This window comes from Desulfovibrio inopinatus DSM 10711 (assembly GCF_000429305.1).
Classification (GTDB): Bacteria; Desulfobacterota; Desulfovibrionia; order Desulfovibrionales; family Desulfovibrionaceae; genus Alteridesulfovibrio; species Alteridesulfovibrio inopinatus.
On sequence record NZ_AUBP01000028.1, the window covers coordinates 1 to 24,099 of the forward strand.

The following is a 24,099-nucleotide window of genomic DNA, read 5'->3' on the forward strand; positions in this document are numbered from 1 at the left end:
AAGGGGTGGGGTTTGGGGAGGGGAAAGAACCCTTTTTCCAAAAAGGGTTTTTCCCCTCCCCAACTCTTCATTCTCTTCTTACACCTCCACACATATCTCCCAACATCTTACGCCGTGCCGTACAGGGCGTCGGTATCGTTGGTGACGGTCCAGACAACGGACGAGTTGTTCACATCGTCACCGTAATAGGCATTGAAGGTTTGTTGGTATCGAATCCCTTTGGGACCGGTGACCGCCGGGCTTTTGCGCTGCAACTGCATTTCCGGAAACAAGACGGACAATTCATGCGCACCACGCACCCAGCGCAGTTCAAGTGATGTTTCCACTTTGTCGCGGCCCAAAATATAATTGTCCGAGTTGGTGAAAAACGTGGTCAGATTCCCGGTCACCGCCATTTTACCGGGTTTGGCGTCGGCCCGCTTGCCACCCCCACCAATGGCGAACATGTCTTCATCGAGTCCGAACCCGATATTCAACGAGATGTCGGCACAGATCCCGACCTCGACGCCTCCCATGAAGACGGTGGCATTACTGTTTTGATAGGGAAGATAGGTATACTCGGTCGGTGTGGCATCATAGGCGGCCTGCGAATAACCTTCATCGCGGCCCACGATATCAATATTGCTCGTAAGTTCGCCCTGCGTCCCGACTTGGCAGGAAAGATTCGACATCCGACAACCGTTATAGAGATAGTATTCCGTGCCACCGATTCCCGTTTCCACGAGGAACGACGGCATGGTAAGCCCCTTGACTTTAAAGGTGTAGATGTACGGCCCGGTCCCGGTCTTTGTGGGGATACCGAACCCGGCACGCAACCAGTTTCCATAAGCGTAGACATCCATGGGAACGGCAATCTTGCCCTTCACATCAAGCCGTTCATCATACGGCTCGACCGGATCCCGGCGACCGTTCAACGTCGTATCTTCACCCTGTGCAACCTCGGCGGAAATCTCGTTCGATTTAAACGGCATTTGTATACCGTTGACTGTCCCCGGCGAGACTCCATACTCATTTTCGAAATCCAGAATCGTCGTGGCATCAATACCACCCAACACATCCAGCGCCATATTACCCCCTCACGCCGAGCGTGATCGGCTCGACGACGTGCAGCACCATGGCCCGCTCAATGAGCGGGAAATCCATAAAATTACAGGCGGATTTTACGGCCCGCAAAACCCGCCCCGCCAACAACGGACGAACCGCCGCCAACACCTTGGGCGCAAATTCACGAATGATACGGCGTTCACCGATATACGTGGTGATGGCGCCGACGGTTTCGGTTGTATCGTCGGCCACACCGAGAATAAGCCGGATACCGTAGGTGGTGGTGCGCCGGTCTTCATCGTACAACTCGTCAACCTCCGGATCCGGAGCCACCACGACATACGGTGCCGCTGTCACGCCGGGGAGATCGCGCATATTGATCCCGGCGGACAACTCCAGCTCCTTGCCGTAGGTGCTCGTGGCCCACGTGTTGAGGGCCAGATCATCGCGAAGCGCTTCCGTGATCGACTCGACATAGTCCCAGCTATCGCTCATGTTCTTCCCCAGTAATTGAACATCACACCGGATACGAGCGCGAAAACACGTTCTTCTATCCAGCGCGGAATGTCGCGCTCTCTCGCTTCGAACACCGGTCGGACTGCAGGACGCGGCGGACGGTGAATAAACTGAGTGTTTTTATTCAAAATAATCCCAGCCCCGGCGTACATACGCCGCATTTTGGGTGTAACGGCCAGGTCTTGTCCTTTGGCATGCCTCCACGCCCACATTGACGCCGATTTCCCCAGCCAACCAACATGAGCGCTCATCGTTCCGGGTTCATAGAGATATCCGGCAGCTCTACCGAGCCGACCATAGAAGCCGGTTTTTATCCTGGTGTTGCGAGGTTTTTTGTAGGCCGTAAACCGCTGTTTGCCATCGCCAGCGAGCAGTTCCGCGTCCTTATTGCGAACCGGCTTCACACGCTTACGTGATGCGCGAACTTGACGAATATCATCAAGCAAACCATATTTATGCACATCGGATAATGGTTGCCATGTTTCTCCCCCCGGAGCACCGGCCGCGATCCCTTCTTTGATTTCCTTTTGCAGACGCCACGCAACATGGCGTAAGGCACGACTCGTTTCATTCGGCAATACTTCTGCTAAATGCTGAAGATACGGCGTTGTATAATCGATCACGTTCACCGATCCGCCACGCCCTTGGCTCATGGCGTTGTCGCCAAAGAATTTGTGATTCCGGTATTTCGTATTCCCCTTGGAATTCGTATACGATAACCGAACAACGCCGAGCGGCTCCTGTTCCCATGAATTTTGCATATTTATCCCCTCCCCCGTTCATCACGCGTGCAGGCCAACAGATAGCCAATCTGGCGGCCGACGGGTTTCATCGCCCGGACCGTCCACACCAGACCATCGGAATCGGTAATCGTGGTTTTGTCGCGCACCGGTTCGGCCGGGATAGCGGCCACATCGATACGAAATTCTGCCCACGTCGCATGCTCAAATACGTAGTCTCCATCAATCCAACCATTTGGCTGTGTTGGCGGCATGTCTCCCAAGATCCGGACCCGCGCCGTCAACGGAATCGGCCCGGCAACATTCGGCGAAATATACGTCACCGCCTCGCCAAACGTGTCCAACAACTGCCGATGCATATCCCGTTGCGCTGTGTGTAAGAGTTCATCCATGGAGTGCCTCCGGCGGCTCAAGAAACTTTAACGGTTTATTGTATAAATCCCACACGCACCTTTTACCCAACCCCGCTACAGTTTTTTGGAAAAGGGGATGTTCTGCACTCACTTTTCTCCATCGCTTTTCAAAAAAGTGAGTGCAGAACCGGAGGCATCCAACCAAAAACTTCAAGCAACACATTCACTTCTTTTCGATGACTTTATCTTTCGATTTCGAACCAAGGGACGAACCGAAATAATAGCCGACCACACTCACGAAAGCGCCACCGAGAAACCCGAGCAAAGTTTGTACACCGGATGAAACGGTATGCCCGCTTGACTCGATACGCATGATACTTTCCAGCACCCAGAAGAAACCGACGGCCACGACCACACCGAAAATACCTTGCATGATACCGTCGGAACCGCTTCGAGGCGTCGATGGAGTGCGTTTCATTTCACCTGACATAACTCCTCCGGCAAAGAGTGCGCATCACTGGCCCGAGCCACCCAACCGGCACAGACTCCTCGCCGTGCCGTACACACCCACCGACCCGACAACCGATCCCGGCGCAACCAGGAACAGCCCGAACACGGCCCGCCCGTATGCGCCACAGGAGTCGGCGTCGACATCACGGTTGTTCCGTATCCATGAGCGCAAAGAGCTTGACGGCCCGACGGCCCCAGCCTTTGATGAACGATTCATAATCGTCATTCATGGCCCGCAATCCGACATAATAGCCGGCACGGGCAAAACAGAGACACCCCGCCACCACAATGGGTCCGGCCGAGGCCACGGCCTGCTCAATTGCCGCGTGGGTTTTCGGGCCGTACTGACCATCAAGCACAAGCTCCGGCGTGCCGTCGTTGATCATGTTTGTGATGAGTTGGAGCGACTTCACGCCGTGCCCGCCCGAGTTCACGACAAAATCAAACAGGGCATCACCCACGGGATCCGGCAACGCATCGCAATGATATTTTTGCCAGTAGTCACGTTCATAGATGGTTTTGGCATCCTCCAAGGTGAGATCGCGCACGGCCACATCGCCTTTTCCATCGCCGTCGATGTCGATCATGCCGTCAACACGGCCGTCACGGGCATCGGAAATGCCGAACATGGTCTTGCCGCCGGTATCGTGCTTGTGGTTCGAATAACCACCCTCAATCCCCAACGTGAATTCAAGAATTTGATTGAACATTGTGTCTCTCCCTATTTTTTCGTGCATGCGCTCAAACTGTCGCGATAGGTCCGGAGCCGGGACAACAGCTTGTCCGGTAACGGCACCCCGAAAAACGCCAAGTGTTCGAGACACGACAACGCTTCATTGACCGAGAGGTACATGCACATGAGATCCCGCACCGCAAACCAGGTGCTGTTGATGCATTGGGCCTGCGCCTGATCGAGTTGATAGGCCACGGCGATTGCCGCGAAATAAAACAAAAATTTGAGGACACCACCCTTGATTTTGAGCCCGGAAATCCGGTTCGCGCTCCAGGCCCGAAGAAACCCCAGAGCGAAATCAAAACACATGAGCGTAATGAGCACATTCATGGCGCCATCGAACCCGCCCGCCGTGGAGAGAAGAAAGCCCCCTGTCCCGGCAATGCACTTCAACGGCCAATCCGTGATGACATCCCCTGCCAGCGCCCGCGCATAAAACAGCAATCCCGGCGTTTCAGTCAGCACACGCACCTCGAAACGCTGTCACGAGAGAACTCCTTGCGTGAGTTGTTGAAGAGCTGGGATATCAAGGGCACGAGGAATGATAGCAACATGCCGAAAAGAACCACACTGCACTTGGGTAACGCCATGATAGTTGCCAACCGAAATGATTCCTTCCGGAATGTTCCCCAATGATATATCGGTCTGGACTGCCTCTCCATCCATAACGATATGCAACCTGTTTGCCGTTATGGAAATGGCAATACAATGCGTATTGAGCGCATCGCCTAATGGCACCGTACTTCCGTTTATCCCGCCTATACGTGCAAATGCGAAGAGAGAACTATTGTTGGAATAGATGGAGAGACGATTGTCATCATCTTGATAGAGGCTGAGAACGCGCCTGGAATTATTGTCTGTCGCAAAAGATACAAACTCAAGATACAAGGTATTCCCAATGAGTCCAAATGGGAAAGCAGACGATAGCACCGTGCAGATATCTGCCACACGCGTAACAGGTGCATCCGTTGTCGGGATATAACTCGTTGCAAACGCACCTCTTTCACGTTGTGCACCCCAAAGAAACACCCCGCTGACGCCATCACCAGGATATGACGTCAATTCTCCATGCAACAAACTCATACGACATAACGTATCGATTGTTACGGTTGCCGTTGCTGTGATACTACATCGATACCATCCATCGCTTATCGCCTCAATCTGCGCAGAGCTATTTGTTCCATGCGTCACCATCGTAACGCTTCCATCAGCAATCAACGTAAAATTTGCAGCCACAGCCGTGTCAAAGGCTCCTGACGGAAATGACAGTCGAAAGGTGGACCGACCACTTGGTTTCACATAGACACTGAGTGTATAGGCAGATCCCGCTGTAAACGACGTCGACGGCGTAAACATGTAATGTGTTGAATCGGTGCTCCCTTCAACAATCTTGTCGGCTAATACCTCTGAATTCGGCGACACAATGGCATCACTCGTGATGGAGCAATCCCCCTTTGTATAGGTTGCATCGGCGAAATCTTCCGAAGGATAAATGGCATTGACCCGGCCTTCCTCATTCAAAAAGCCTAATCGCCGTCCTGTCACAGGATGGTAGGCAAATCGCGGGACATCAACGGCGACAATCCGCAACACGCCCGCCGCATCGAAATAGGTTGCAATGGAGTTTCGAGAAAAGGTCACACCGTCGGGCAACGCATCGACATCGGGCCGAAAGTGCAGCGATGGAGCGATGGACACCGGCGAAATCCCGGCCTGACGCCACAAATCCGCCTTGCTATAGGCGCCGACATCGTTGGCGCTCAACGCATCAGCCCCGCCAGTCTTGTGGCTGGCGGCGTGCGCACTCGGTGCAAACGTCGTTGGCACCCCGGTCAGCGTTGTCCAGGGCATGTCCGCAATGTCACTCCCCACATGCCCATGTCCGACCAGCGAAACACCAGCTTCCGAACCGGCAATCCCGGCTTTCCAGGTATCGTCCCCCTCATCAAAGACAAACCGGGCATTGAGTTCATCCCCGCGCTCGACTTCGATCCCGGCGACGGTTGACGGCGGCGTTCCGGTCACATCGCTGTTCAACGTCAAGATGTTATCGGCAATGGCCACGGTTTCCGAGTCAATGGTGGTCGTCGTGCCTTTCACGGTCAGGTTGCGGACGGTCAAATCCGCCCAATCCGCATCGACATTGCCACGCACCGACAACGCATTGGCGCCCTCACGCTTGAGCAAGGGGCCGTCCGTGCCGTTCCCAATGCGGAATGCCCCATGTTCCGAGCCCGCCACCGGCGAAAAATCCGCTGCGTGCACCCCGTCCACGGTATCCGCATCAAGCCCGGATCCCGGCCCATCATTGCCCGCATGCCACACGATATCCGAGCCTACATACAAAACTGCGAGCGATCGCAACACAGAACCGTCACGGCTCCATCGCGCCACTTGAATCATACCGGCGCCGTTATAGGCCGACAGAAACCCCTCGTTTTCCGTGGAGTCGAACCCGTAGCCCACGCCGTAAAGCTTGTTCGGATTATCGAAAAACCCGATGGAAGCGACCGCCCCATTCGGCACCTGGAAGGCCAGTTCGGCATTCCCGCCGGTATTGATTTCCAGATTGCCGGCGGACAACGGCGCATTGCCGCTATTGGCGGCATCGCGCACAACAAGCCCATCACTCACACGGGCAACCCGTGGCCCGCCCGTGCCGATTTGGAACGAAGAAGCATCGGTGCCGGTATCGGTATTTTGGGCATGATCGGTCACGCCGCTTTCTCCACCACTTCCGCCGTAATCCTGAAAAAAATCAGCCATATCCGCCTCTACGCATAAAACAGGAGATGGACCCGCCCATCAGCCGGCATCACCACGCTGATGGAATTCACACCGATCACCTCAATGGCTCCCGGATCCGGATCCGATCCTGAACCGTCGAGGATATCCCCCACCGGCACGGCAGCCGGATTGCCATCAAACCGGGCATAAAAGGCCGCCTCGGCCCGAAACAACACATAGCGCGCTCCATCGGGCACGGCGCAGCTTTTGGCCGCGTCGGCCGCACAATCCAGAACACACACATGGGCACACGGCGGCCGACAGGCATCCACCCGCCGCGTTCCCGAGGCGGAATAGGAACGATCCAGGCTGGATAAACTCATGATTTCGCCCCGGAGGTCGAGGCCGCTTTATCGGCTTTCGGTGTCGATGATTTGGGCGAAGATTTGGAAACCGGTGGTGTTTCCGACGTCGCCTCCGGAGACGGTGTTGCCGTCGTTGTCGAGACGGCGGGAGCCGAAAGAACCGTGCCGAACTCCTGCACCGGTTCCACGGCTCCATCATCAATCAACCCACTGGCAAGAGTATCGGGGATATCAACCGTCATATCCGGTCGATAATGCTTCCCCTGAATATACACTGATGTAATCGTTATTACTTTCATGATGCCCCCTAAATGACCTTGGCGACAAGGAAGGCATCGGGTTCATGAGGAACGGGTAACGGGGCCGATTGGAGCATGACATTCGCAGTACTCGGATCTTTGACGAGCCACATTTTTGGATATCGTGCCAAGGCTGCCGTGGCTTCCAAATCCATAATCACGCCATAATGGACAACGGCCCGGCTTCGCCGCGTCCCCAACAGGACCAAATCGTCCGGCATCAGGGGGATGAGGTCGTCCGTCTCTTCGTCCACATAAACTTCACTGTACGTATACCAATCGATTTCTTCGAATCGGCCGATATATGTGGCACCATTGGGCAAAGTTTCCGGTTTGATGTACCCAATATCGACACGACGATTGTCTAGGGCCTCCAAAATGGCTTTGTTTTTGCGCATGGCCTTGGCCACACCGGCACCGACCACGGCCGTATCCGGTACATGGCCGGAGGCGAGCGCCGTTTGCTGCTTCCAGTCGAAAACTTGTCCGATGGGGTCCGAGGTGTCCGCCGTCCATTTATCCGCCGCCGACACGACAACGGTCTGGCCCGGATCACGTTGAAAATCGACAACGGCGCTGACCCCCTCGCCCACACACTCGACTTTTCCGGAAAGGAGCGCTTGCGCCGCCATCCATTCGATACGCCGTGTAATGGCTTCGTCCATGTCGGCCAGAAATTCACCCACTTTGACGGCTTGCCGATCTTGTGGTGATCTCGACGACGTGTAGAGAACCTCACCAGGAAGACGCTTCACGACGTCTTTCGGCGTCAAGACGCGCTTGGGTTTGATATACGGCGGATTGAACGTATAGGACGAAAACCCACGCCCCTCGACAACCTTGCCTTCTTTCAAGGGCGAAACAAACGGCGCCATTTTCCGCCCACCTTTCACGACATCGATATCAACGGACTCGGTGTCGTGGGGAGGGGCTTCCGTGAAAAACGTATCTAATAAAAATGTCCGGACCGGCGGCAACTGATACAACGCCTCCAGCATGGTCCTTGTATCGTAAATCTCAATACTCATTGATTATGCTCCCACCACGGGCACAAGAAAGATACTCATGGCCCGCAATTCATCTTCCAGTGTCGCAATATCGATACCGTCGGCCACGCTCATGGCGTTGGGGTTATATTGCCCTGTGAGGTACATCACGGTCCGCACATCGCCGGACGACAAGTCAATATCGTCGGCCAAAATCCCATAAGGATGGGCCGAACCATCCCCGGCCGTGGGGTCGATATCCACACAGGTGATGCCCGTCGGCACAGTTACGGCCACGGTAAACGCATCGCCGACGATGAAATCCACGCCCGCCACATCGCCGATGGTGAAACCAAGTTGCTCATTTTCAAACGCCGCACCTTGTACGGCTTCACCCAAAATCGCCCCATTCGGTGATTTCACGCTAAAGACGGCGTCATTTGCCCCGGCTCCGGTCGGGGCCGTGATACACGTCACCGTGTAGGTTCCCACGGCCGTGGCCGGTCCGCCCGTGACGGTGGTCATGGCGCCATCGCCGGTATTGCCGACGTCGGCCGTACCATCCGTCGGCACGGTTTTGGACCGCCGGGCCAGCAACCGGCCTCGCGACATCGTGCCCGTGCCGGAAACCGTGGCCGTTTGCGTCACGATTTTGTGATCGCCGGCAATAAGATTGTCCGGCACCATGGTGCCAAGCAAAGAAAAGCCTGGAGAACTCATTTATTTCCCCTCCGGAATTCGCCGGCCAAAACCGGCAATCATGGATTGTACCGTAGCCCGCGCAGACGCATCTTCGGCGTCAGCATCGGTACCGGATACCGGCGCCGACGGTTTCGCACCGGCCTTTTCAAGTGCGGCCAACATATTGGCTCGAAAAATTTCATCCGCCGAGGCCGTTGGAACGCCTTGAGATTGTGCAGCCTGCGCCGGTTCCGCTGGTGTCACTGCCTGCACTCCGCTCCATAAACCCATTCCGGCGGCCTGCAATTGCGCGGCATCACCGCCCAGGGCCAAACGAGCCGACAAACAGGCCCCAGCGCCCTGGCCAAACGTCAGATCCGCCACTGCCGATAAATTGTTGAAAAATCCTTCACGCACCGCAGCCGACACAAACGGCCCGGCCGCTGGTGGTGTTTCAAGCACTCCCCCCGCTCCCGCCGGGGTTTGCTGGTGTTGGGGGTGTTGCGCTCCCGCTGCCGGTGTCGGCGTACTCGGTACCCCTGCAACCGGCCCCCCGGACTGCATCAAAGAAACAGACATCATTGCCTCCAATCGATTGAGATAGTCTTCACAATGTTCCACCACGACATCGGCCAGCCCCAATGCCACGGCATCAGCCCCGTAATGGATTCGGCCATCTGTCACCGTTTCCACATGGCCGGGGGTAAAATTCCGATTTCGAGCCACGGCCGCCACAAACATGGCGTTAGCTCCATCGACAAACGTCTGCAGGGTTTTCCGGCTCGCATCCGACAAGTGTTCATACGGATTCCCGTCGGCCTTATGTTTCCCCGCAGAAAAAACCGTGGGCGTTATTCCGGCCTCCTCCAGCATCCCGGCGTATTCGGCATGAATCAGCACCGTGCCGATCGAACCGACCATGGAATCGGCCATGCAACCGACATCCTGCGCCGCGCTGCCGATCCAATATGCCGCCGAGCACATCAAGCCTTCCGCGAACGCAAACACGGGTTTCTTTTCCCGTGCCGCCGCTATCCGCGACGACACTTCCGACAACCCCAAACACGAGCCGCCCGGCGAGTTGATACGCAACACAATATGCGTCACGTCCGGATCATCGGCCGCCATCGCTACCGCCCGGCCAATATCGTCGTATCCTTGAGCACAGGCCGAAGCGGTCTTGTCGAGCGGTCCGGCAATCCCGATCACGGCCGCGCCCCCCACACGTTCGATAACGGTTTCACGCGGTTTGATGGTCAACATCCCCGCGCCCTGGACATGGCGAACAAACGCATGAAATGCCGCTTCCTCCATCGCCCACGGTCGACCCAAAATATTGTGGAGTGTCATTGATGAGGGCCTCCGGCTTCTGCACTCACTTTTCTTGAAACATTTGAAAAAGTGAGTGCAGAGCCGCCGGAGGCCCCTCTTTCTCTTTTTCATTCTCTTCTTCGCTGCCATCTCCACCGCTCATATTCCCTTCCGGCAAGGGCAAATCGAGTGCTTCACGCATGGCCCGTTCGCGAGCTTGGCGGCGAAAAACGTCTTCGACGTCCTGACCGCGAGACTCGATGATTTCGCCATAGGTCGAGATCCCGTTGAGCAAGGCCGTGACTTCGGCATTGATTTCTTTGACCGGGTCGACATGCCCGCGTCGCGGCGGCAACCAGGATTGCGCCGTCCAAAGACGACGACAGGCGTAAAAATCCGGCGCACCGGCCGGTAAGGTGATGAACCCACGGAGATAGGCTTCCTCGAAAACGGCTTCCCAACAGGGACGGCACAACGTGGCGATGAGCCATTGTTGCCGCACCTGGAACACTCTCCAGGCTTCGAGGAGCGCGGCGCGGGCCGAAGAATAGTTTGTTTTGGAAAAATCGCGGGCGACGACTTCGTAGGGCATATTGGCTGCCGCACCGGATGCCCGGAGAATGCGTTCCACAAACGGATCAAAGGAATTGCCGGGCCGCTTGGAATCAAGCACCACGATTTCTTCGCCGGTGTTGAGATAGAGCACTTGCCCCGGCTCGATTTCGTCGTAAAACCGCTTGTCCGTATCCCGCATCCGAGGATTTCCCTGAAGCTGGCGCGGGTCATTGGACCGAATCGCCACGGGATAGGATGCCGAAATGATTTGCCCCACCAACTCGAAATCGAGATAGTCTGACAAATCCCGGAAAAATTTCATGGCCGGCGCCAGGATCGACACCCCGCGCACCTGCTCCGGATCATCGACGATGAATCCGTGGAGATAGACCGGCCGATGCGCCCGCCATTTGGGATAATAAAAGGATTGATTCGCCAGGGAAGACCAGGGAATTGCGCCCGTGATCGGGTCCGGTTGGGCAATATAACAACCCAACTCTTCACCGTACGGGCCGAGACGCACCCCATCGGATACGCCCACGTCCATAACCCGTTCCGCCGGGGTCATCATGCGGCGCGGGTCTATGGCTTGAAGACAAAACGAAAAATCACGGGAACCCGTCTTCTTGGCCGGGCACAGAAAGAGATGCTCACCAAATTGGAGCATGGCCCGTTCCGCGAACGATTGAAGCAACTGGAACGGCATGCGCTCGCCGGCATCGGCTTGGAGGCACCACAGTTTAAAGGCACGTTCCGCTTGGAGGCTCACGCGTTGGGCTTCATTTTCGGAAATACCGAGCGCCTCAAAATCGATTCGAGACTGCGGCATAATGCCCGTTCCGACCACATTATGCTGGATGCCGCCAATCAACCCGGCGGCATGGCCATCGTTCCGGCACAGATCCTGCGCCCGATCCTGGACCGCCCGACGTTCGCGCGGTTCTTCGTAACGCGACACCATCCGGGGATGCCAATTCCCCATGGTGCCGGTGTGCCCGCCCGCAACGCGAGACACACCGGCCAGGGAATGAGGTAAGGAAGGGCGAAACGCGCCTGTCGCCCGTCTGGCGGAAACAGCCGAGCGACGACGCACAGAGGGCATCCGAAGACTCACCACGCACCTCGAGAGGGCCGCATAGCCACAATACGAGGGGCCGATGTGGACAAAACCGTGTCCAACTCCGCTTCAAAACCGTCGAGCGCGGCCTTGATTTCCGCCGGTGACATCCGCTTAATGCGTTCGTCGCCCACTTCAATCTCCAACCCGGTCACAGCTTGCCGATACGCGGTTTTATATAACGCGATTAATTCACGGAGTTCAGATTCAGTCCAGATACTCATAAACTCCGTCTATAATCGAGAGGAAAACTTTAATCGAGTAAAGGAGAGAAAATTGAAAAAAGAGAGAAATACGATAAAAATGAAAAAATTGAAAAATCTGAGAAAATTGAAAAATCTGAGAAAATTGAGAAAGGAGAGAAAATTGAAAAAACGAGAGGAGATATTCTGCACTCACTTTTCTTCAAAGTTTTTCAAAAAAGTGAGTGCAGAATATCCCCTTTTCAAAAAACTTTAGCGGAGGCGGAACAAATGGAGAGACTTCGACGAGCACAACGAACACATAAAAATGTCTGGTTGGAAGTGTTTCTATTCTGGAAACACTTCCAACCAGACGAACAAAGTCAAACCGTTAAACGTTTTTGGATATCCCTAAGAACCTTTTTTCAAACAAGGCCCACCCTATGAAAGTTTTTGGGAAAAGGGGATGGGGTCCGGGGAAGGGGAAAGAACCCTTTTTTCAAAAAGGGTTTTTCTCCTTCCCCGGCCGCCGGAGGCAAACACCATTTATGCCTCACGTTGCCGAGCCTGCTCCAAACTCGCCTGCACCATAAACGCCGAACGACTTTTCCCGGTGGATTTGGCCGCGCTATCGATGCGTGCCCACTCCGTGCTCAACGCGGTGATGTTTTTCCGTTCGACTTTGGGCGGATCGACAAGCAAAGGCACTGCTAAAAACGCCACCGCCCCCTCGACGCCTTCGGCATGAATAACCTGGTCCAATGTACTCGGCTCCGGAATATCCACGCCATCCTCACGCAATGCCTCGATATGCTCGAAAAGCACTTCGGCGGCATGCGTCCGCGCCGACTCCAATGTTTCACCCGTCGTAAAACATCCCGGCACATCCGGGAAAAACACGCCATAATCCGAGTTTTCGTCTTTGTGAATGACGGCAAAATATTCTTTCATATATATATATATCCTCCCGGCCCCCTTGCGGGGGCCCTTGGGTTAAGTGAGTTTTACGCCTGATTTCTGTTCGATTTGCCTCAATGTCCCTGAAGCAATGTCCTTTTTTCCGTGGACCGGGACAGATACCAGGGAGGGGTTGTCTGGGTGTTTAAATTGGCGATGCGGGTTTTTGCTCTTGCGAGTTCCCATTTTTTTTCGCTCCACCCAGCCGGCCTCTACCAGTTTTTGTATGACCTCCTTGCTCGTCATGAAAACACAATACACACCTCAGTGTGTATTGTCAACAAAAAATAAAAATTATGCATAAAAAAAGCTGACACATTGCCAGCTTTATATCGTGGTGTAACCAAGCCCCATCATACAAACCGTGAAATCGGCACAAACCCTGCCCCGATAACAATGACGCCCAAAACATCACCACACCAATGCACATCACTCTTGGCAAAACTGATCGAATACAACCACCCATCCGGCGTGAGCGTCGATTTATAGCGCACTCGGTCCCCGTAACGGATATCCGGGAAACAGGGCAAAATCGGCCGTGACACCGACTCAGGCTTCATGATTCGGTTCAAAATGGCGTTGAGAGAGGTATTGATCCACAGAATCGACATAAATCCGAATCGACTTGCCCACCCGATACCCTTGGAAATTGCCGCGCTCGACCTCGCGATACACCGTTGCCACGCCACACTCCAACCGTGCCGCCACTTCTTTCACCGTCAGTACATCCCGCCCGGACATATCCCTCTCCCTTATCGTTTGCCAAACCAGGACGGCCGCTTCCGGCCTACATTCTGGTGGTGATCCGCGTTTTTCACTCTGGGTATTTCAATGGGTTTTCTGTCTTCCGGAGAATACATTCGCTCGACATCAATAATATCACCTGCCGCCATCGCGTAGACCGCACAATCCCAATAGTGGTTTGCCTTGCCCTCCGGACATTCCCACACGCCATTGTCGTTACGGAACTCTACACACCATTGACGGGCAAAACCCGTTTCCGTCCCGGCATGAAGCCGAATACAGCCCGGATCACCGGGGTTCATCTCCAATTTTCTGGCCAATGCATCCTTAAAAAACGTCGTATGGAGCCGATACAACCCCAACCCACCCGGAATCGGCCGGCCATCCGGATAATGTTCGATGCGCGACACCTGCCAGGGCCGGGCAAGACGTTGCTCGCCCTTGATCGGCACCACGCCCCCTCCCCGCGCAATACACCAATCATACACCTCTTTGGTACGGTGCCCCATGGCATCCCAACAGGCTTGGTTTACGTAAAAATCTTCACTCTCCGTGTTCCGGTAGGCCCCATCGAGTACGGAGGTTTCCAGGGCTTTGTAGGCTTCGACAAATCCATAGCGAATAACCCGTGGTTCCAGCACCTCGCCGACGCCGCACCACGCCATAATGAGATAGTAAAACCCATGATCCTGCGTATCGATTCCGGCCGTCAGCGCCACCGCGCCCGATGGAACAACATTTTCCGGAACATCCGATCGAAACCGTAAAATATCGTCTTCAGCCCGCTCTTTATGAACGACTTTCCACGGTTTCGCCGCGTACTGCGTGCAATATTCCTTGAGCGCATCGAGCGATTTCAGCCCCTTCAAAAACGCCCGCGCACAATCGGACAACGACACAAACGGACTCACCCAGGCGGGCAAATGGAAGCCGATTTTCACCGGTTTTGCTGTTTTCAAGCAGGAAAACAGTTCCATCCCCGATGCCCGGTCCCGCCATTCTCCGAGGCGAACCGCCTTATCACGCTGGAAATCGTCCCAGACCGAGCCGCATTCCTGGCAATGGTATTCCGCCAAGCGTTCACTATAGACGCGCTCCGGATCCGCCTCACCGCCGCCGGGCCAGCGCACCCGGTCGAAATCCATCAACACAGACCGGCCGCAATCCGGACACCGGACATAATAGTCGAAAACGCGTTGCGCTTCCGTGGTCAGCGCCACCCAAATCGGCCCGGATTCCACCGTCGGCGTGGATATTTTCCAGATTTTGCGTTCATGTTTATACGTTGTGGTCCGTTTTTCCGCGAGCACGAGGCTGGAGGCTTCATTTTTATTCTGCTGGTACTTGTCGATCTCATCGAGCACCAAATAGCGAATAGGTTTATTCCCCAATCGTGAAGCCGAACCCGACCACGCCCCATAAATGGCCGTATGCCGCAATTTAATGCGTTTGCTCGACACATCGTCGCTCGATCCCACTAAAAACGTGGACAAGCGCGGTGACGCCTGGATCATGGGTAAAATGCGGTCCTTGAAATTCTCTCCGCACATGTCCCGATCCGGAAACACGTACATGACCGGTCCCGGTGCCTGATCAATGAGCGAGCCGATGCAATTATGCGTACTGTCCGTAATGCCCGATTGCACACATTTACAGACAATCGTCGTTTCCACCCCCGGCCAGGTGGAAGCATCCATAATCCCTTTTTGATACGGCGCCACCGCGTTCGACCACGGTCCCGGCCGGACCGATTCCACAACCACCCGATACCGTTCCGCCCATTCAGACGTCGGAATCCGCTTCCGCTTGCGCAAAATCCGCCGTTCCGCCGGAGACCACGCCCCATGCCACCGCATCGGCCCACCAGCCACCCGCGCCCGCAATCCCGCCGGCAACCACGAGGGAGCCGTCACGGTAACAATCGGTGCGCATTGTGCAGGCATGTCGACGAGTGCGAGTTGGGACAAAAGCAGGCCTCCGGCAGCCCCGCACTCACTCTGCACTCACTTTTAAAATAAAAAGTGAGTGCAGAGTGAGTGCGGGGGATCTTCAAAAACGTTTAACGATTTTAATATGTTTCATGCACACACGATATCAACACCAGCCCCTAAAATCCCGCCCCGATAAAAGTTTTTGAAAGAGGGGATGGTTCTGCACTCACTTTTCATTCTCATCATCTCCAAAAGTGAGTGCAGAAGCCGGAGGCATATCGTCATCCACAATTTCCACGGCAAACTCGCGCATGCTGGCGAGACCGTTGAACATTGCATCCACATCGGCATGCATGGTGCGTTGCAACTCCTGCACTTTCATACCGTCGCCTCCGACCATGAACACCCACTCTGCGCCTTTATCGCGTATCAAATTCCGCAAAGCCGTTTCCAACATGATAAGCCGCCCACACAACTCCGCTTCGACATCATCGCGTGGCAGAAACTTGCCTTGCAAGACATCAAGCTGAAACCGCTCCTTGGCGGTCTGGACTTCCAACTTCTTGATTTCACGTGACACTTTCTCCCGCTGCAAATCCGATTGCTCATCCGCCACCCGTAAACCGGATTCCGACCGCTTCAAGAAATCCTTGGCGTATTTTTTGACGGCCTTGAGAGGAAACACACCGCTTTTATCGGCCTTCAATTTGCCTTCACGCTTATGCTTATAGAGCGTGCGGGTGGAACACTTCCAACCGTTCTCCTGAAGCCATTCGTGGACTTGGGACAGGTTCAGGAATCGTCCGGCGGTTTTGTCATCTTTCGCCATTTTCCTCTCCACAGCCAACCGTGCTTTCTCGAATGCATCGACATTGTCTTTTGTTGGGTTATTCTTCATTGTACGTTTGGCGTGCTCTTTGACATGAAGCAACACCGCCAGATCGGTTTCAGCGCTCTTCTTAGCCAGTTCTGCCACTCGATCGTTCATAGCAACACCGCCGTCTCTCCGGTCGCTGCCTGCCATCGATCAATAATCACATCACAAAATCGAGGATCCAATTCTACCGTGGCGCTTACCCGGCCGGTTTGCTCACAAGCCATAAGCGTGGACCCTGATCCACCGAAAGCATCAAGAACCACATCTCCACGCGCCGAGCTATTCCGAATGAGTCGCTCTATAAGCTCAACAGGCTTCATGGTTGGGTGGGCCGAATTTCTTTGAGGCTTTGGCACTGTAACAATGGATCCTGGCATTCTATAAAGACAAAGATTTTCACCGGAGACAACAAACACATCATCTTCGGCCTCAATCTGGATACTGCCGTCCGGCAACACCATCACATCCTCTACGCTATCGAAAACCATTGTTGACTGCGCCCGACCACCGTAAAAACAATGCCGCCCCGGCTTCCACCCATACAATATCGGCTCATGCTTCCACTGATAATCTGCACGTCCGAGCGAATGGACATTTTTACGCCAGATCAAGCACGAGGCGAGATAGAAGCCGGCATCAACAAAAGCGCGACGAAATATCAAGCCGGCCGTATCGGCATGCGCCACATAACAAACTCCACCTGGTTTCAGTGCTCCGACCAGAGATGACATTGCCGCATCAAGGAAGGCTTTAAACTCAGCCGGTCTCATTTTATCATTCTCGATTTTGCCCGCTTTTCCTTCATAATCGAGATTATACGGCGGATCCGTGAATACCATATCCGCGAGACGCCCCCCCAAAGCCATTTCGATATCGTCCAGCGCGGTCGCATCTCCGCAAACAAGCCGATGTCGTCCGAGCGCCCATACATTACCCGGCTTCGTTACGGGAACGACTGGCAAATCCGGTACCGTTTCCGGCAGATCCTCATCTTGAACTTCCAATAGCGCATCAAGTTCAGCCATATCGAAACCAGTCAATTCAAGATCAAAGTTATTTTCTTCCAACAATTTGATCTCAGCCGCTAACAATTCCAGATCCCAATCAGCCCACGTCGATGACCGGTTGGACAGGAGTCGAAACGCCTGAACCTGGGAGTCTGTTAAGCCATCGGCCAACACCACCGGTACCGTCTCCATCTCTATCTTCCGAGCCGCTTCAATCCGCAATTCACCGTCAACCACCTCGCCGTCAGAAACGGCCAAAACCGGCAAACGAAATCCAAATTCCTGAATGGAAGCGATCATCTTGTCTACAACACCTTTGTACTTACGCGGATTACGGCCGCTAAAACGAAAACGGTCAAGTGGCCAATGCTCCAAGACTAATTTTGCCATCCGTCCAAATCCCTGCTACGTCCCCGAGCTGCCACACGAGGGTTGGGAATCTTCCTGATCGGATGCCCTTATCATCCGGTCGACCGAAGGTGTGCCACCACGTTCGGTCAACCCTCACCTTTTCCTAAAAAAGCACCTATAACGAACCCCGGACCATGAGACGGAAAAGAAACGATTCCGCTCATATCGTCCCCCGATGCGCATGCCGCCATTCTTCAAATTCCGGTGGCGCGTCCTGGCCCAACCGCACCGGCACGACAAACACCCGGCAATACCAATCCCCAAAGGCGGATTGCCAAAACAGTGCATGTAAGCGCGCGCTGCGTTCCGGATATCTCCGCGTAAAGTCCTCCGGAATATCCAATCCCATACCGCCATCCTGATAGATCCACACCTCCGCCCCGGAATCGATCACAAGCGTCCGCAATTCGTTTAAACTTCCGCCATCGACCTCGCCCAACAACTCGACGATTTCGGCCGCTGTCGGCCCGTGTGCTGTCGATTCGGGCACCTTCCCGCCCGTTCCCGTTTCGTCCCCTGCATCCGTCGCGCAACAAGACACCTTCCCCCCTCCCTGCGCAGACGAGCCAAAATCCAATGGTCCGGATTCCGCCTTGCATTTGGTCGAATCGCCAAACAACCGAATTCGCAACCCCGGCGCAATGCCGGCTATGATCCAGGCAGACAAATCCACGCCATGCTGCACATGCGCTTCACCGGGATCTTTCCCGGCCGGTACCGGCCAGCGCTCCACCACACCGGGAAAGGTCGACTGCCACCATGCCAATGATTCCACACCATACTGGTCACAATCCATGGCATACAAAATTTGCTTGGCCTCCCGAAGTCGCTCGAACGCCTGGACCGTAGGTTTTCCTCGAACGGTTTTCAGCGCCATTACACCCACCCCGACCGGCGCAACCTGCGCGAGCAGCATGCCATCAAGTTCTGCTTCCACCACGACCCACACCAACGCATCATCTGAACCACACATCCAGGTGGTGTCACATCCACCCGGTACGAAATAAAATTTATTTTCATTCTTTTTCAGTTCGGTATTCGGTCGACGAATCCGCACACACAGCGGTTTCCCGCCATCATCAAACACCGGCAAGGCAATGCCACGCGGCAACCACAACTTCTTTTTCTTGCCGTCTTCCCGCAATGCCGTGGGCAATCCCCAGGATTCACGCGTCCGATACAAATCCTTTTTCGAAGATGTCCCGATATTGATCCCCACCCGAAACCGCTCCACCGCCTCCGGCGTCAACCCCCTGGTCTGCTGGATCCAATCGAGCAATTTCGAGGTGTTCATGAGCGCGTCGTGGCATTCCTGCACAAATTTGCCCGCCTTGGCCTGCCAAACCGACTCCGGTATCCCTGGATCACGTGGCGAAAATTGTCCGGCTCCATGAGCGGCAAGCCGAGCCTCCGACGTCGCCGTCCTGCGCCGGCTTTTCGCCTCCCCGGCCACATGCGGCGCATACTTGCGCCGAAACTCCACAAAGGCTTCGCCGTCATCCGTGCCCCGGCCTGTGGAGAGCGCAAACAACCCGATGATGTCCGTTTTTTCTCCACAGGAAAAACACTCACACACGTCTTTCTTGGGATTGTAGTTGAATCCTCCCTTGCTCGTTTCCGTATGCCACGGGCACCAGGCCACAATCCGGTTTCCGTGTTCCTCCGGATCCCGCAACAGCTCCTTGGCAATGTCTGCCAAGGCTTCCGGGCTCAACCATTCTTGCGCTTTTCCCATGGCGTCTTCCTCTCCTCTCAGGCCTGGACCTTTCGGACCATGAAAAACCATGGTCCGGGCAATCGTCCAACACTATAATTATTTATATTTATTTATCTTTTTTTATTTTCTGGACGATTGGACCATAATGTAAGAACTTAGAGATATGAAAAAATCAAAAAAAACCTCTAAATAATAAGTATGTTAAAACTTGGTCCAATCGTCCGGATGGTCCACTCCTAGGAATGAAAAAAGTCTCCTTGTTCCCGCTCTTTTTCCTTCAATTTGAGGCCAAGCCAGTATTTCGTGCCACTTTTGCGTGACTCGAACCCTTTTTTGGTGAGTTTCCCCCCGAAGATTTTTTGACTCCATGGTTTGCGCCCGAGATTCGCCGCCAAAAACCATTCACAAAATCGCTCGTACAACGCCGACGCCGATTCCTCGAAATGCTTATGAAAACGGCAATTCTCGTCCAAAAAATCGGCAATAATGTCCTCGTCGGAACGGTATTCATCCACAGCCTCACGTACTACGTCCGGCGGTTGCAGCCCCATGCGCTGATATTCCAGACATCCCCGCACCAACCAAGCCAGGATGCCGGAGGCTTCGGCTTTCAGTTTCATGCCGCGTTGCCGATCAACTGGTCGTTCATTGGGAAGTGATGGAGACGGAACAAAAGAAAGAGGGTGATTGATCAAATAGACACGTTGCCAAAACGCATAGTCTTCCGCAGAGGCATGGGGTTTGTTGTTCGTGAGCAAAAACAACGTGTGCGTGGGATCCCACGTGGTTTCGTACCGATCATACCCGGCCCGCGCCACGATGGGATCACCGCCGGTAAATCGTTTTACCGTGGCCGTAGAAAAGCGCCGATTTTCATCCGTCTCCGAGGCAATCGCCAAGCGCAAGCCTCGAAGTGTCATAATATCGGCCGACGGTCCCGAGCTGCTCCGCGCCCGTCCCTGATCAAGCAATAATTCCGGTTGCACCGGTCCGGCCAATGGCCCGAGCACGTACTTGATCACATCGAAAAGGAGCGATTTCCCGTTCCGACCGGCCCCGTAAAACACCGGCAATACGTGCTCAATACTCACGCCCATGATGGAGTAACCAAACAACCGTTGCAAAAAGGCAATGAGATCTTCATCGCCATCATAAATTTCCAAAAGCGTTTTTTCCCACTCCGGACACGGTTCATCGAGCGACACAAAATCAACCGGAGAAGCCCGCAACAAATAATCCTCCGGCAACCCATCGCGCCGCGTTCCCTTTTCGAGATCCACGACCCCATTGGCGCAGGCCAGCAACAAGGGTTGCGTGTCGATTTCATCGCCCTTGATCGCTAACGCGTTCGTATTGTTGGTTTTGGAAAATTTGATACAGGCATTGCGCCCCTGGTCCTGGCGCAACCGCCGCGCTTTTGCCAAAATTTTATCTTGTGACTTCCGCAAATGCTTTTCGAGATCCTTGTTCCCCTTTTTGGTGGCCTTGGTGATTTTCTCACCAAGAGCATCGGCCTCCATAAGATACCGATCCGCCACCAACTCCACATCGGCAATCGCCATATCGAGCAAATCAAGCTCCCAATGATGCCCCACCCAACGCATCCAGTTATCACCGGATTTATTGAACACATACCGCCCGGTATTGAGCGCACAATACAGCAACCCATCACCCAAATCCTCCAGCCCGGCACACTCCTGCACAAACGCCGAACTCACGCCCTCACCGCCCCCACTCGGCGGACCACCACCAAACAACTCCATTTCCTCATTCCGCCGCGCCTCAACCTGCGATCGCATCGACGACAAATCATGCACCTCAGCCATACGCCCTCCAAAAAATCACGCCCAAAAGTAACACGAACACTATGAATAATAGCACAAAGTAACACCACAAACACCGACTGCATTTTTTTACCTCATCGCCCCACCCCCTCCCCAAAAAACACCGAGCCTCCGTCGACCCCTGCGGCCTGAGGCCTCAGAAGGACCCATAAGCCTTGCGGTAACACCACACGATACAGTTGGTGACACGATGTGCCATTTGGACCATTCGGCTTGTTTTAGAAAAAAAAGGGGGGAGCGCGAAAACGAGAAAGAATCGGGGAGTTGGATGCGGGCACAGCAGTGCCCGCACTGATTTGAGGCTAACCAGTGTGATAAATTAACAGCTGTGGGGCTATAGTGGGGCTGATTATGAGAACAATAAAAAACAAGCAGTTGTCCGTTAATCATTTGAAACGAACAACTGCTTGTTATTATTGAATTATGGTGCGAGAGGGGGGACTCGAACCCCCACGCCGAAGCGCTGGATCCTAAATCCAGTGCGTCTACCAATTCCGCCACTCTCGCAATGTGCAACGATTAAGAAGCGAAGATGTGTCTTCTTTTTCGTCTTCTGTCAACGTTAAGTTATACGATGAGAAGTACGTTCACGGGCAAATATGTCCAATTGTTTGCATTGAGGGGCCGTATATCGCTGTTTTGGTCAATTTTCCCGAAGAGTATCCTTCGCTTAAAAGGGAAAAGATGATTTTTCCAGCAGGCGTAGATAGGGAGCCAGGTGATTCGGCGGACCACTGCCTGCTCCCAAATCGAATGCTTCGGACAAGGCAAGGTTGAGAAACGCCTGCGCCCGTCGAATGGCATCTTCCATCATCAAACCGCGTCCCAACCATGAGGCGATGGCTGCCGACAAGGTGCAGCCCGTTCCATGGGCATTTTTCGTCGCAATGCGAGGCATCTGAAGAGGGATTGCCGGTTTGTCGCCAACAGCCAACCAGTCCGTGGCCGTATCTGTTTCTTCGTCGAAATGTCCGCCCTTGAGCAGCACGGCTTTTGCGCCGAGTCCCAAAAGTACTTGAATCGATGCATCGCGCGATGCTGCATCCGTAATGCGAATGCCGCTGAGGAGTTCGGCTTCGTGTCGGTTTGGGGTAAGCAGGTCGGCACGAGGAATCAGGCGTTCTTTCAATGCCGAGATCGCATCGGATTGCATGAGTTGATGTCCGCTTTGACTCACACACACCGGGTCCACAACAAGTGGAAAATTGGTGTGAACAAGAATGTCGGACAAAGCGGTTATAATTGCCGCGGAAAACAACATTCCTGTTTTGGCTGCCTGAATTGGAATATCCGACAGCACTGTTTCCAGCTGTTTCGCAACAAAATCGGCAGGGGGAGCATGAATTGCCGTTACCCCTTGGGTGTTTTGTGCGGTCAACGCCGTAATGACGGATAATCCATATCCGCCCTGCATCATAATGGTCTTGAGATCCGCCTGGATGCCGGCTCCACCGCATGAATCTGAACCGGCAATTGTCAAAATGCAAGGTGGGTGCATATCGACTCCTTCTATAGTCATTGAATCAGGCCAAGTCCTCGTCGCTCTGCCGAATGCGCTGTAAATTTAATCCACTTCGGGCCAGAACAGCAATGCCGAGAACCGTAACAGGAATATATTGAATCATATGTAACACAAGCCCGGCAGCTAAGGCTTGCTCTTTATCAATACCGAAAAGTCCCAGGGAAAACGTCACGGCCGCTTCAAAAACGCCAACAGAACCCGGGGAAGACGGAGTTGCCATGCCCACAGCCGAAATCACAAACACTGTCATGGCTTGCCAAAACGTAATCGGCATATCGGCCACCCAAAACAGGGTCAAAATGGTGGTTCCGGAATAGAAAACCCAGCAAACAAGTGTATACACGCCAAGAATGACGAGAAACCAGGGCGTGACGCCGTGCAGAATCTGGAGTTTGATTTCTGCCAGAAAACCGCGAACACGCTCTATAGGCACGAGCTGAATCAATTTATGGGAGAGGTCCGGAAAAAGGCGAATAAAAATGAGGCCCGCCCAGATGGACGACACCACAATAAAAAGCGGAATAAATGCCACATTGACGCCAAACATGAACGCGACAATCGTCCCAAGGGCAAGCATGGCGTTGAGATCAAAAAAACGTTCCCAAAATACCATGCTGATGCTCTGACCAAGAGAAAACGAACACTCGCGACGAAAATAAAATGCTTTGGCTAACTCACCGAGTTTTGCAGGGACAATGTTGTTCACCGCCATGGAGAGGAGAAAGGCTTTGAGGCATGTCTTGTTCCCGGCTTTGAATCGGGAAAGAAAATCCAAGCGCATGGCCATGGTTCCATAGCTCAAGAACTGAAACAGAATTGTCCCGACAATGGCTATTCCATTATAGTTTTTGAGGGTGTCAAAAAGAAGCCCGAAATCGATTCCCCAAAACGCGTAAACAAGACAGCCCGCTACAAAAGCGAATCGAATAATGAGACTGAGCGTTTTTTTAACAAGCATGTTTGCGTCAAA

General features: G+C 54.0%; 27 protein-coding genes and 1 tRNA gene. All 28 read right to left on the reverse strand.

Translation table 11 applies throughout. The annotated features are described in order from the left end of the window. Window positions 1–107: 107 nt before the first annotated feature. The 28 genes from G451_RS0116620 to G451_RS0116755 all read right to left on the reverse strand — a co-directional run bounded on the left by G451_RS0116620 (window position 108) and on the right by G451_RS0116755 (window position 24,087). On the reverse strand, window positions 108–1,067 hold the full coding sequence (locus G451_RS0116620) for a phage tail tube protein (protein ID WP_027185146.1): 960 nt from the start codon (window positions 1,065–1,067) through the stop codon (window positions 108–110). A 1-nt stretch (window position 1,068) separates the two neighbouring features. Further along, window positions 1,069–1,539: a hypothetical protein gene (locus G451_RS0116625; RefSeq protein WP_027185147.1), complete on the reverse strand. Its 471-nt coding sequence runs from the start codon at window positions 1,537–1,539 to the stop codon at window positions 1,069–1,071. Beyond that, window positions 1,536–2,321, reverse strand: coding sequence for a hypothetical protein (locus G451_RS0116630; protein WP_027185148.1), 786 nt, complete (start codon window positions 2,319–2,321; stop codon window positions 1,536–1,538). The genes G451_RS0116625 and G451_RS0116630 overlap by 4 nt, the downstream gene beginning before the upstream one ends. Before the next feature lie 2 nt (window positions 2,322–2,323). Further along, the gene (locus G451_RS0116635; RefSeq protein ID WP_027185149.1) at window positions 2,324–2,692 is read right to left on the reverse strand and encodes a hypothetical protein; all 369 of its coding nucleotides are present in this window, start codon (window positions 2,690–2,692) and stop codon (window positions 2,324–2,326) included. A 184-nt stretch (window positions 2,693–2,876) separates the two neighbouring features. Further along, window positions 2,877–3,143, reverse strand: coding sequence for a hypothetical protein (locus G451_RS0116640; RefSeq protein WP_027185150.1), 267 nt, complete (start codon window positions 3,141–3,143; stop codon window positions 2,877–2,879). Further along, window positions 3,128–3,310: a hypothetical protein gene (locus tag G451_RS34200; RefSeq protein ID WP_156921683.1), complete on the reverse strand. Its 183-nt coding sequence runs from the start codon at window positions 3,308–3,310 to the stop codon at window positions 3,128–3,130. The genes G451_RS0116640 and G451_RS34200 overlap by 16 nt, the downstream gene beginning before the upstream one ends. Next, on the reverse strand, window positions 3,307–3,873 hold the full coding sequence (locus tag G451_RS29930) for a glycoside hydrolase family 108 protein (protein ID WP_051261594.1): 567 nt from the start codon (window positions 3,871–3,873) through the stop codon (window positions 3,307–3,309). The genes G451_RS34200 and G451_RS29930 overlap by 4 nt, the downstream gene beginning before the upstream one ends. 11 nt (window positions 3,874–3,884) lie before the next feature. After that, entirely contained in the window at window positions 3,885–4,361 is a 477-nt protein-coding gene (locus G451_RS0116650; RefSeq protein ID WP_156921684.1) for a phage holin family protein, read from the reverse strand. Between the two features lie 18 nt (window positions 4,362–4,379). Further along, window positions 4,380–6,662, reverse strand: coding sequence for a phage head spike fiber domain-containing protein (locus G451_RS0116655; RefSeq protein ID WP_027185152.1), 2,283 nt, complete (start codon window positions 6,660–6,662; stop codon window positions 4,380–4,382). 8 nt (window positions 6,663–6,670) lie between these two features. Further along, a complete protein-coding gene (locus G451_RS0116660) occupies window positions 6,671–7,006 on the reverse strand; it encodes a hypothetical protein (RefSeq protein ID WP_027185153.1) in 336 nt (111 codons plus the stop codon). Continuing rightward, window positions 7,003–7,287, reverse strand: coding sequence for a hypothetical protein (locus G451_RS0116665; protein WP_156921685.1), 285 nt, complete (start codon window positions 7,285–7,287; stop codon window positions 7,003–7,005). The genes G451_RS0116660 and G451_RS0116665 overlap by 4 nt, the downstream gene beginning before the upstream one ends. Window positions 7,288–7,295: 8 nt before the next feature. Next, window positions 7,296–8,315: a major capsid protein gene (locus tag G451_RS0116670; RefSeq protein ID WP_034642578.1), complete on the reverse strand. Its 1,020-nt coding sequence runs from the start codon at window positions 8,313–8,315 to the stop codon at window positions 7,296–7,298. A 3-nt stretch (window positions 8,316–8,318) separates the two neighbouring features. Beyond that, the gene (locus tag G451_RS29935) at window positions 8,319–8,993 is read right to left on the reverse strand and encodes a hypothetical protein (protein ID WP_034642579.1); all 675 of its coding nucleotides are present in this window, start codon (window positions 8,991–8,993) and stop codon (window positions 8,319–8,321) included. Then, entirely contained in the window at window positions 8,994–10,304 is a 1,311-nt protein-coding gene (locus G451_RS32995; protein WP_027185156.1) for a S49 family peptidase, read from the reverse strand. A 25-nt stretch (window positions 10,305–10,329) separates the two neighbouring features. After that, window positions 10,330–11,913, reverse strand: coding sequence for a phage portal protein (locus tag G451_RS29945; RefSeq protein ID WP_169727895.1), 1,584 nt, complete (start codon window positions 11,911–11,913; stop codon window positions 10,330–10,332). Window positions 11,914–11,930: 17 nt separating this feature from the next. Then, complete coding sequence (locus tag G451_RS0116690) at window positions 11,931–12,161, reverse strand: hypothetical protein (protein ID WP_027185157.1); 231 nt, start codon at window positions 12,159–12,161, stop codon at window positions 11,931–11,933. A 504-nt stretch (window positions 12,162–12,665) separates the two neighbouring features. Continuing rightward, window positions 12,666–13,070 (reverse strand): type II toxin-antitoxin system HicB family antitoxin, encoded by a 405-nt coding sequence (locus G451_RS0116700; protein WP_027185159.1) that lies wholly within the window; start codon window positions 13,068–13,070, stop codon window positions 12,666–12,668. Between the two features lie 42 nt (window positions 13,071–13,112). Beyond that, complete coding sequence (locus G451_RS0116705) at window positions 13,113–13,322, reverse strand: type II toxin-antitoxin system HicA family toxin (RefSeq protein WP_027185160.1); 210 nt, start codon at window positions 13,320–13,322, stop codon at window positions 13,113–13,115. 107 nt (window positions 13,323–13,429) lie between these two features. Continuing rightward, window positions 13,430–13,636, reverse strand: a complete 207-nt coding sequence (locus G451_RS0116710) for a cytochrome c-type biogenesis protein (protein ID WP_027185161.1) — start codon at window positions 13,634–13,636, stop codon at window positions 13,430–13,432. Continuing rightward, the gene (locus tag G451_RS29950) at window positions 13,626–13,817 is read right to left on the reverse strand and encodes a helix-turn-helix domain-containing protein (protein ID WP_034642580.1); all 192 of its coding nucleotides are present in this window, start codon (window positions 13,815–13,817) and stop codon (window positions 13,626–13,628) included. Before G451_RS29950 ends, G451_RS0116710 begins: the two co-directional genes overlap by 11 nt. Before the next feature lie 11 nt (window positions 13,818–13,828). Continuing rightward, the gene (locus G451_RS29955) at window positions 13,829–15,787 is read right to left on the reverse strand and encodes a terminase gpA endonuclease subunit (protein ID WP_051261597.1); all 1,959 of its coding nucleotides are present in this window, start codon (window positions 15,785–15,787) and stop codon (window positions 13,829–13,831) included. 190 nt (window positions 15,788–15,977) lie between these two features. Further along, on the reverse strand, window positions 15,978–16,739 hold the full coding sequence (locus tag G451_RS0116725; protein WP_027185162.1) for a hypothetical protein: 762 nt from the start codon (window positions 16,737–16,739) through the stop codon (window positions 15,978–15,980). Continuing rightward, on the reverse strand, window positions 16,736–18,025 hold the full coding sequence (locus tag G451_RS0116730) for a DNA modification methylase (protein ID WP_027185163.1): 1,290 nt from the start codon (window positions 18,023–18,025) through the stop codon (window positions 16,736–16,738). The genes G451_RS0116725 and G451_RS0116730 overlap by 4 nt, the downstream gene beginning before the upstream one ends. 181 nt (window positions 18,026–18,206) lie before the next feature. Then, entirely contained in the window at window positions 18,207–19,781 is a 1,575-nt protein-coding gene (locus G451_RS33000) for a hypothetical protein (RefSeq protein ID WP_051261598.1), read from the reverse strand. 218 nt (window positions 19,782–19,999) lie between these two features. Beyond that, window positions 20,000–21,589: a DNA primase family protein gene (locus tag G451_RS29965; RefSeq protein WP_034642583.1), complete on the reverse strand. Its 1,590-nt coding sequence runs from the start codon at window positions 21,587–21,589 to the stop codon at window positions 20,000–20,002. Window positions 21,590–22,031: 442 nt separating this feature from the next. Next, a tRNA-Leu gene (locus G451_RS0116745) sits at window positions 22,032–22,114 on the reverse strand. A 163-nt stretch (window positions 22,115–22,277) separates the two neighbouring features. Beyond that, window positions 22,278–23,105 (reverse strand): bifunctional hydroxymethylpyrimidine kinase/phosphomethylpyrimidine kinase, encoded by an 828-nt coding sequence (thiD, locus tag G451_RS0116750; protein ID WP_027185164.1) that lies wholly within the window; start codon window positions 23,103–23,105, stop codon window positions 22,278–22,280. Window positions 23,106–23,130: 25 nt separating this feature from the next. Beyond that, window positions 23,131–24,087, reverse strand: a complete 957-nt coding sequence (locus tag G451_RS0116755; protein ID WP_027185165.1) for a lysylphosphatidylglycerol synthase transmembrane domain-containing protein — start codon at window positions 24,085–24,087, stop codon at window positions 23,131–23,133. Between the last annotated feature and the right edge of the window lie 12 nt (window positions 24,088–24,099).

Coding starts and splice junctions, on each gene's coding strand:
- G451_RS0116620 (WP_027185146.1), bottom strand. CDS start 1,067: ATGGCGCTGGATGTGTTGGGTGGTATTGATGCCACGACGATTCTGGAT.
- G451_RS0116625 (WP_027185147.1), bottom strand. CDS start 1,539: ATGAGCGATAGCTGGGACTATGTCGAGTCGATCACGGAAGCGCTTCGC.
- G451_RS0116630 (WP_027185148.1), bottom strand. CDS start 2,321: ATGCAAAATTCATGGGAACAGGAGCCGCTCGGCGTTGTTCGGTTATCG.
- G451_RS0116635 (WP_027185149.1), bottom strand. CDS start 2,692: ATGGATGAACTCTTACACACAGCGCAACGGGATATGCATCGGCAGTTG.
- G451_RS0116640 (WP_027185150.1), bottom strand. CDS start 3,143: ATGTCAGGTGAAATGAAACGCACTCCATCGACGCCTCGAAGCGGTTCC.
- G451_RS29930 (WP_051261594.1), bottom strand. CDS start 3,873: ATGTTCAATCAAATTCTTGAATTCACGTTGGGGATTGAGGGTGGTTAT.
- G451_RS0116655 (WP_027185152.1), bottom strand. CDS start 6,662: ATGGCTGATTTTTTTCAGGATTACGGCGGAAGTGGTGGAGAAAGCGGC.
- G451_RS0116660 (WP_027185153.1), bottom strand. CDS start 7,006: ATGAGTTTATCCAGCCTGGATCGTTCCTATTCCGCCTCGGGAACGCGG.
- G451_RS0116665 (WP_156921685.1), bottom strand. CDS start 7,287: ATGAAAGTAATAACGATTACATCAGTGTATATTCAGGGGAAGCATTAT.
- G451_RS0116670 (WP_034642578.1), bottom strand. CDS start 8,315: ATGAGTATTGAGATTTACGATACAAGGACCATGCTGGAGGCGTTGTAT.
- G451_RS29935 (WP_034642579.1), bottom strand. CDS start 8,993: ATGAGTTCTCCAGGCTTTTCTTTGCTTGGCACCATGGTGCCGGACAAT.
- G451_RS32995 (WP_027185156.1), bottom strand. CDS start 10,304: ATGACACTCCACAATATTTTGGGTCGACCGTGGGCGATGGAGGAAGCG.
- G451_RS0116690 (WP_027185157.1), bottom strand. CDS start 12,161: ATGAGTATCTGGACTGAATCTGAACTCCGTGAATTAATCGCGTTATAT.
- G451_RS0116700 (WP_027185159.1), bottom strand. CDS start 13,070: ATGAAAGAATATTTTGCCGTCATTCACAAAGACGAAAACTCGGATTAT.
- G451_RS0116705 (WP_027185160.1), bottom strand. CDS start 13,322: ATGACGAGCAAGGAGGTCATACAAAAACTGGTAGAGGCCGGCTGGGTG.
- G451_RS0116710 (WP_027185161.1), bottom strand. CDS start 13,636: ATGAAGCCTGAGTCGGTGTCACGGCCGATTTTGCCCTGTTTCCCGGAT.
- G451_RS29950 (WP_034642580.1), bottom strand. CDS start 13,817: ATGTCCGGGCGGGATGTACTGACGGTGAAAGAAGTGGCGGCACGGTTG.
- G451_RS0116725 (WP_027185162.1), bottom strand. CDS start 16,739: ATGAACGATCGAGTGGCAGAACTGGCTAAGAAGAGCGCTGAAACCGAT.
- G451_RS0116730 (WP_027185163.1), bottom strand. CDS start 18,025: ATGGCAAAATTAGTCTTGGAGCATTGGCCACTTGACCGTTTTCGTTTT.
- G451_RS33000 (WP_051261598.1), bottom strand. CDS start 19,781: ATGGGAAAAGCGCAAGAATGGTTGAGCCCGGAAGCCTTGGCAGACATT.
- G451_RS29965 (WP_034642583.1), bottom strand. CDS start 21,589: ATGGCTGAGGTGCATGATTTGTCGTCGATGCGATCGCAGGTTGAGGCG.
- thiD (WP_027185164.1), bottom strand. CDS start 23,105: ATGCACCCACCTTGCATTTTGACAATTGCCGGTTCAGATTCATGCGGT.
- G451_RS0116755 (WP_027185165.1), bottom strand. CDS start 24,087: ATGCTTGTTAAAAAAACGCTCAGTCTCATTATTCGATTCGCTTTTGTA.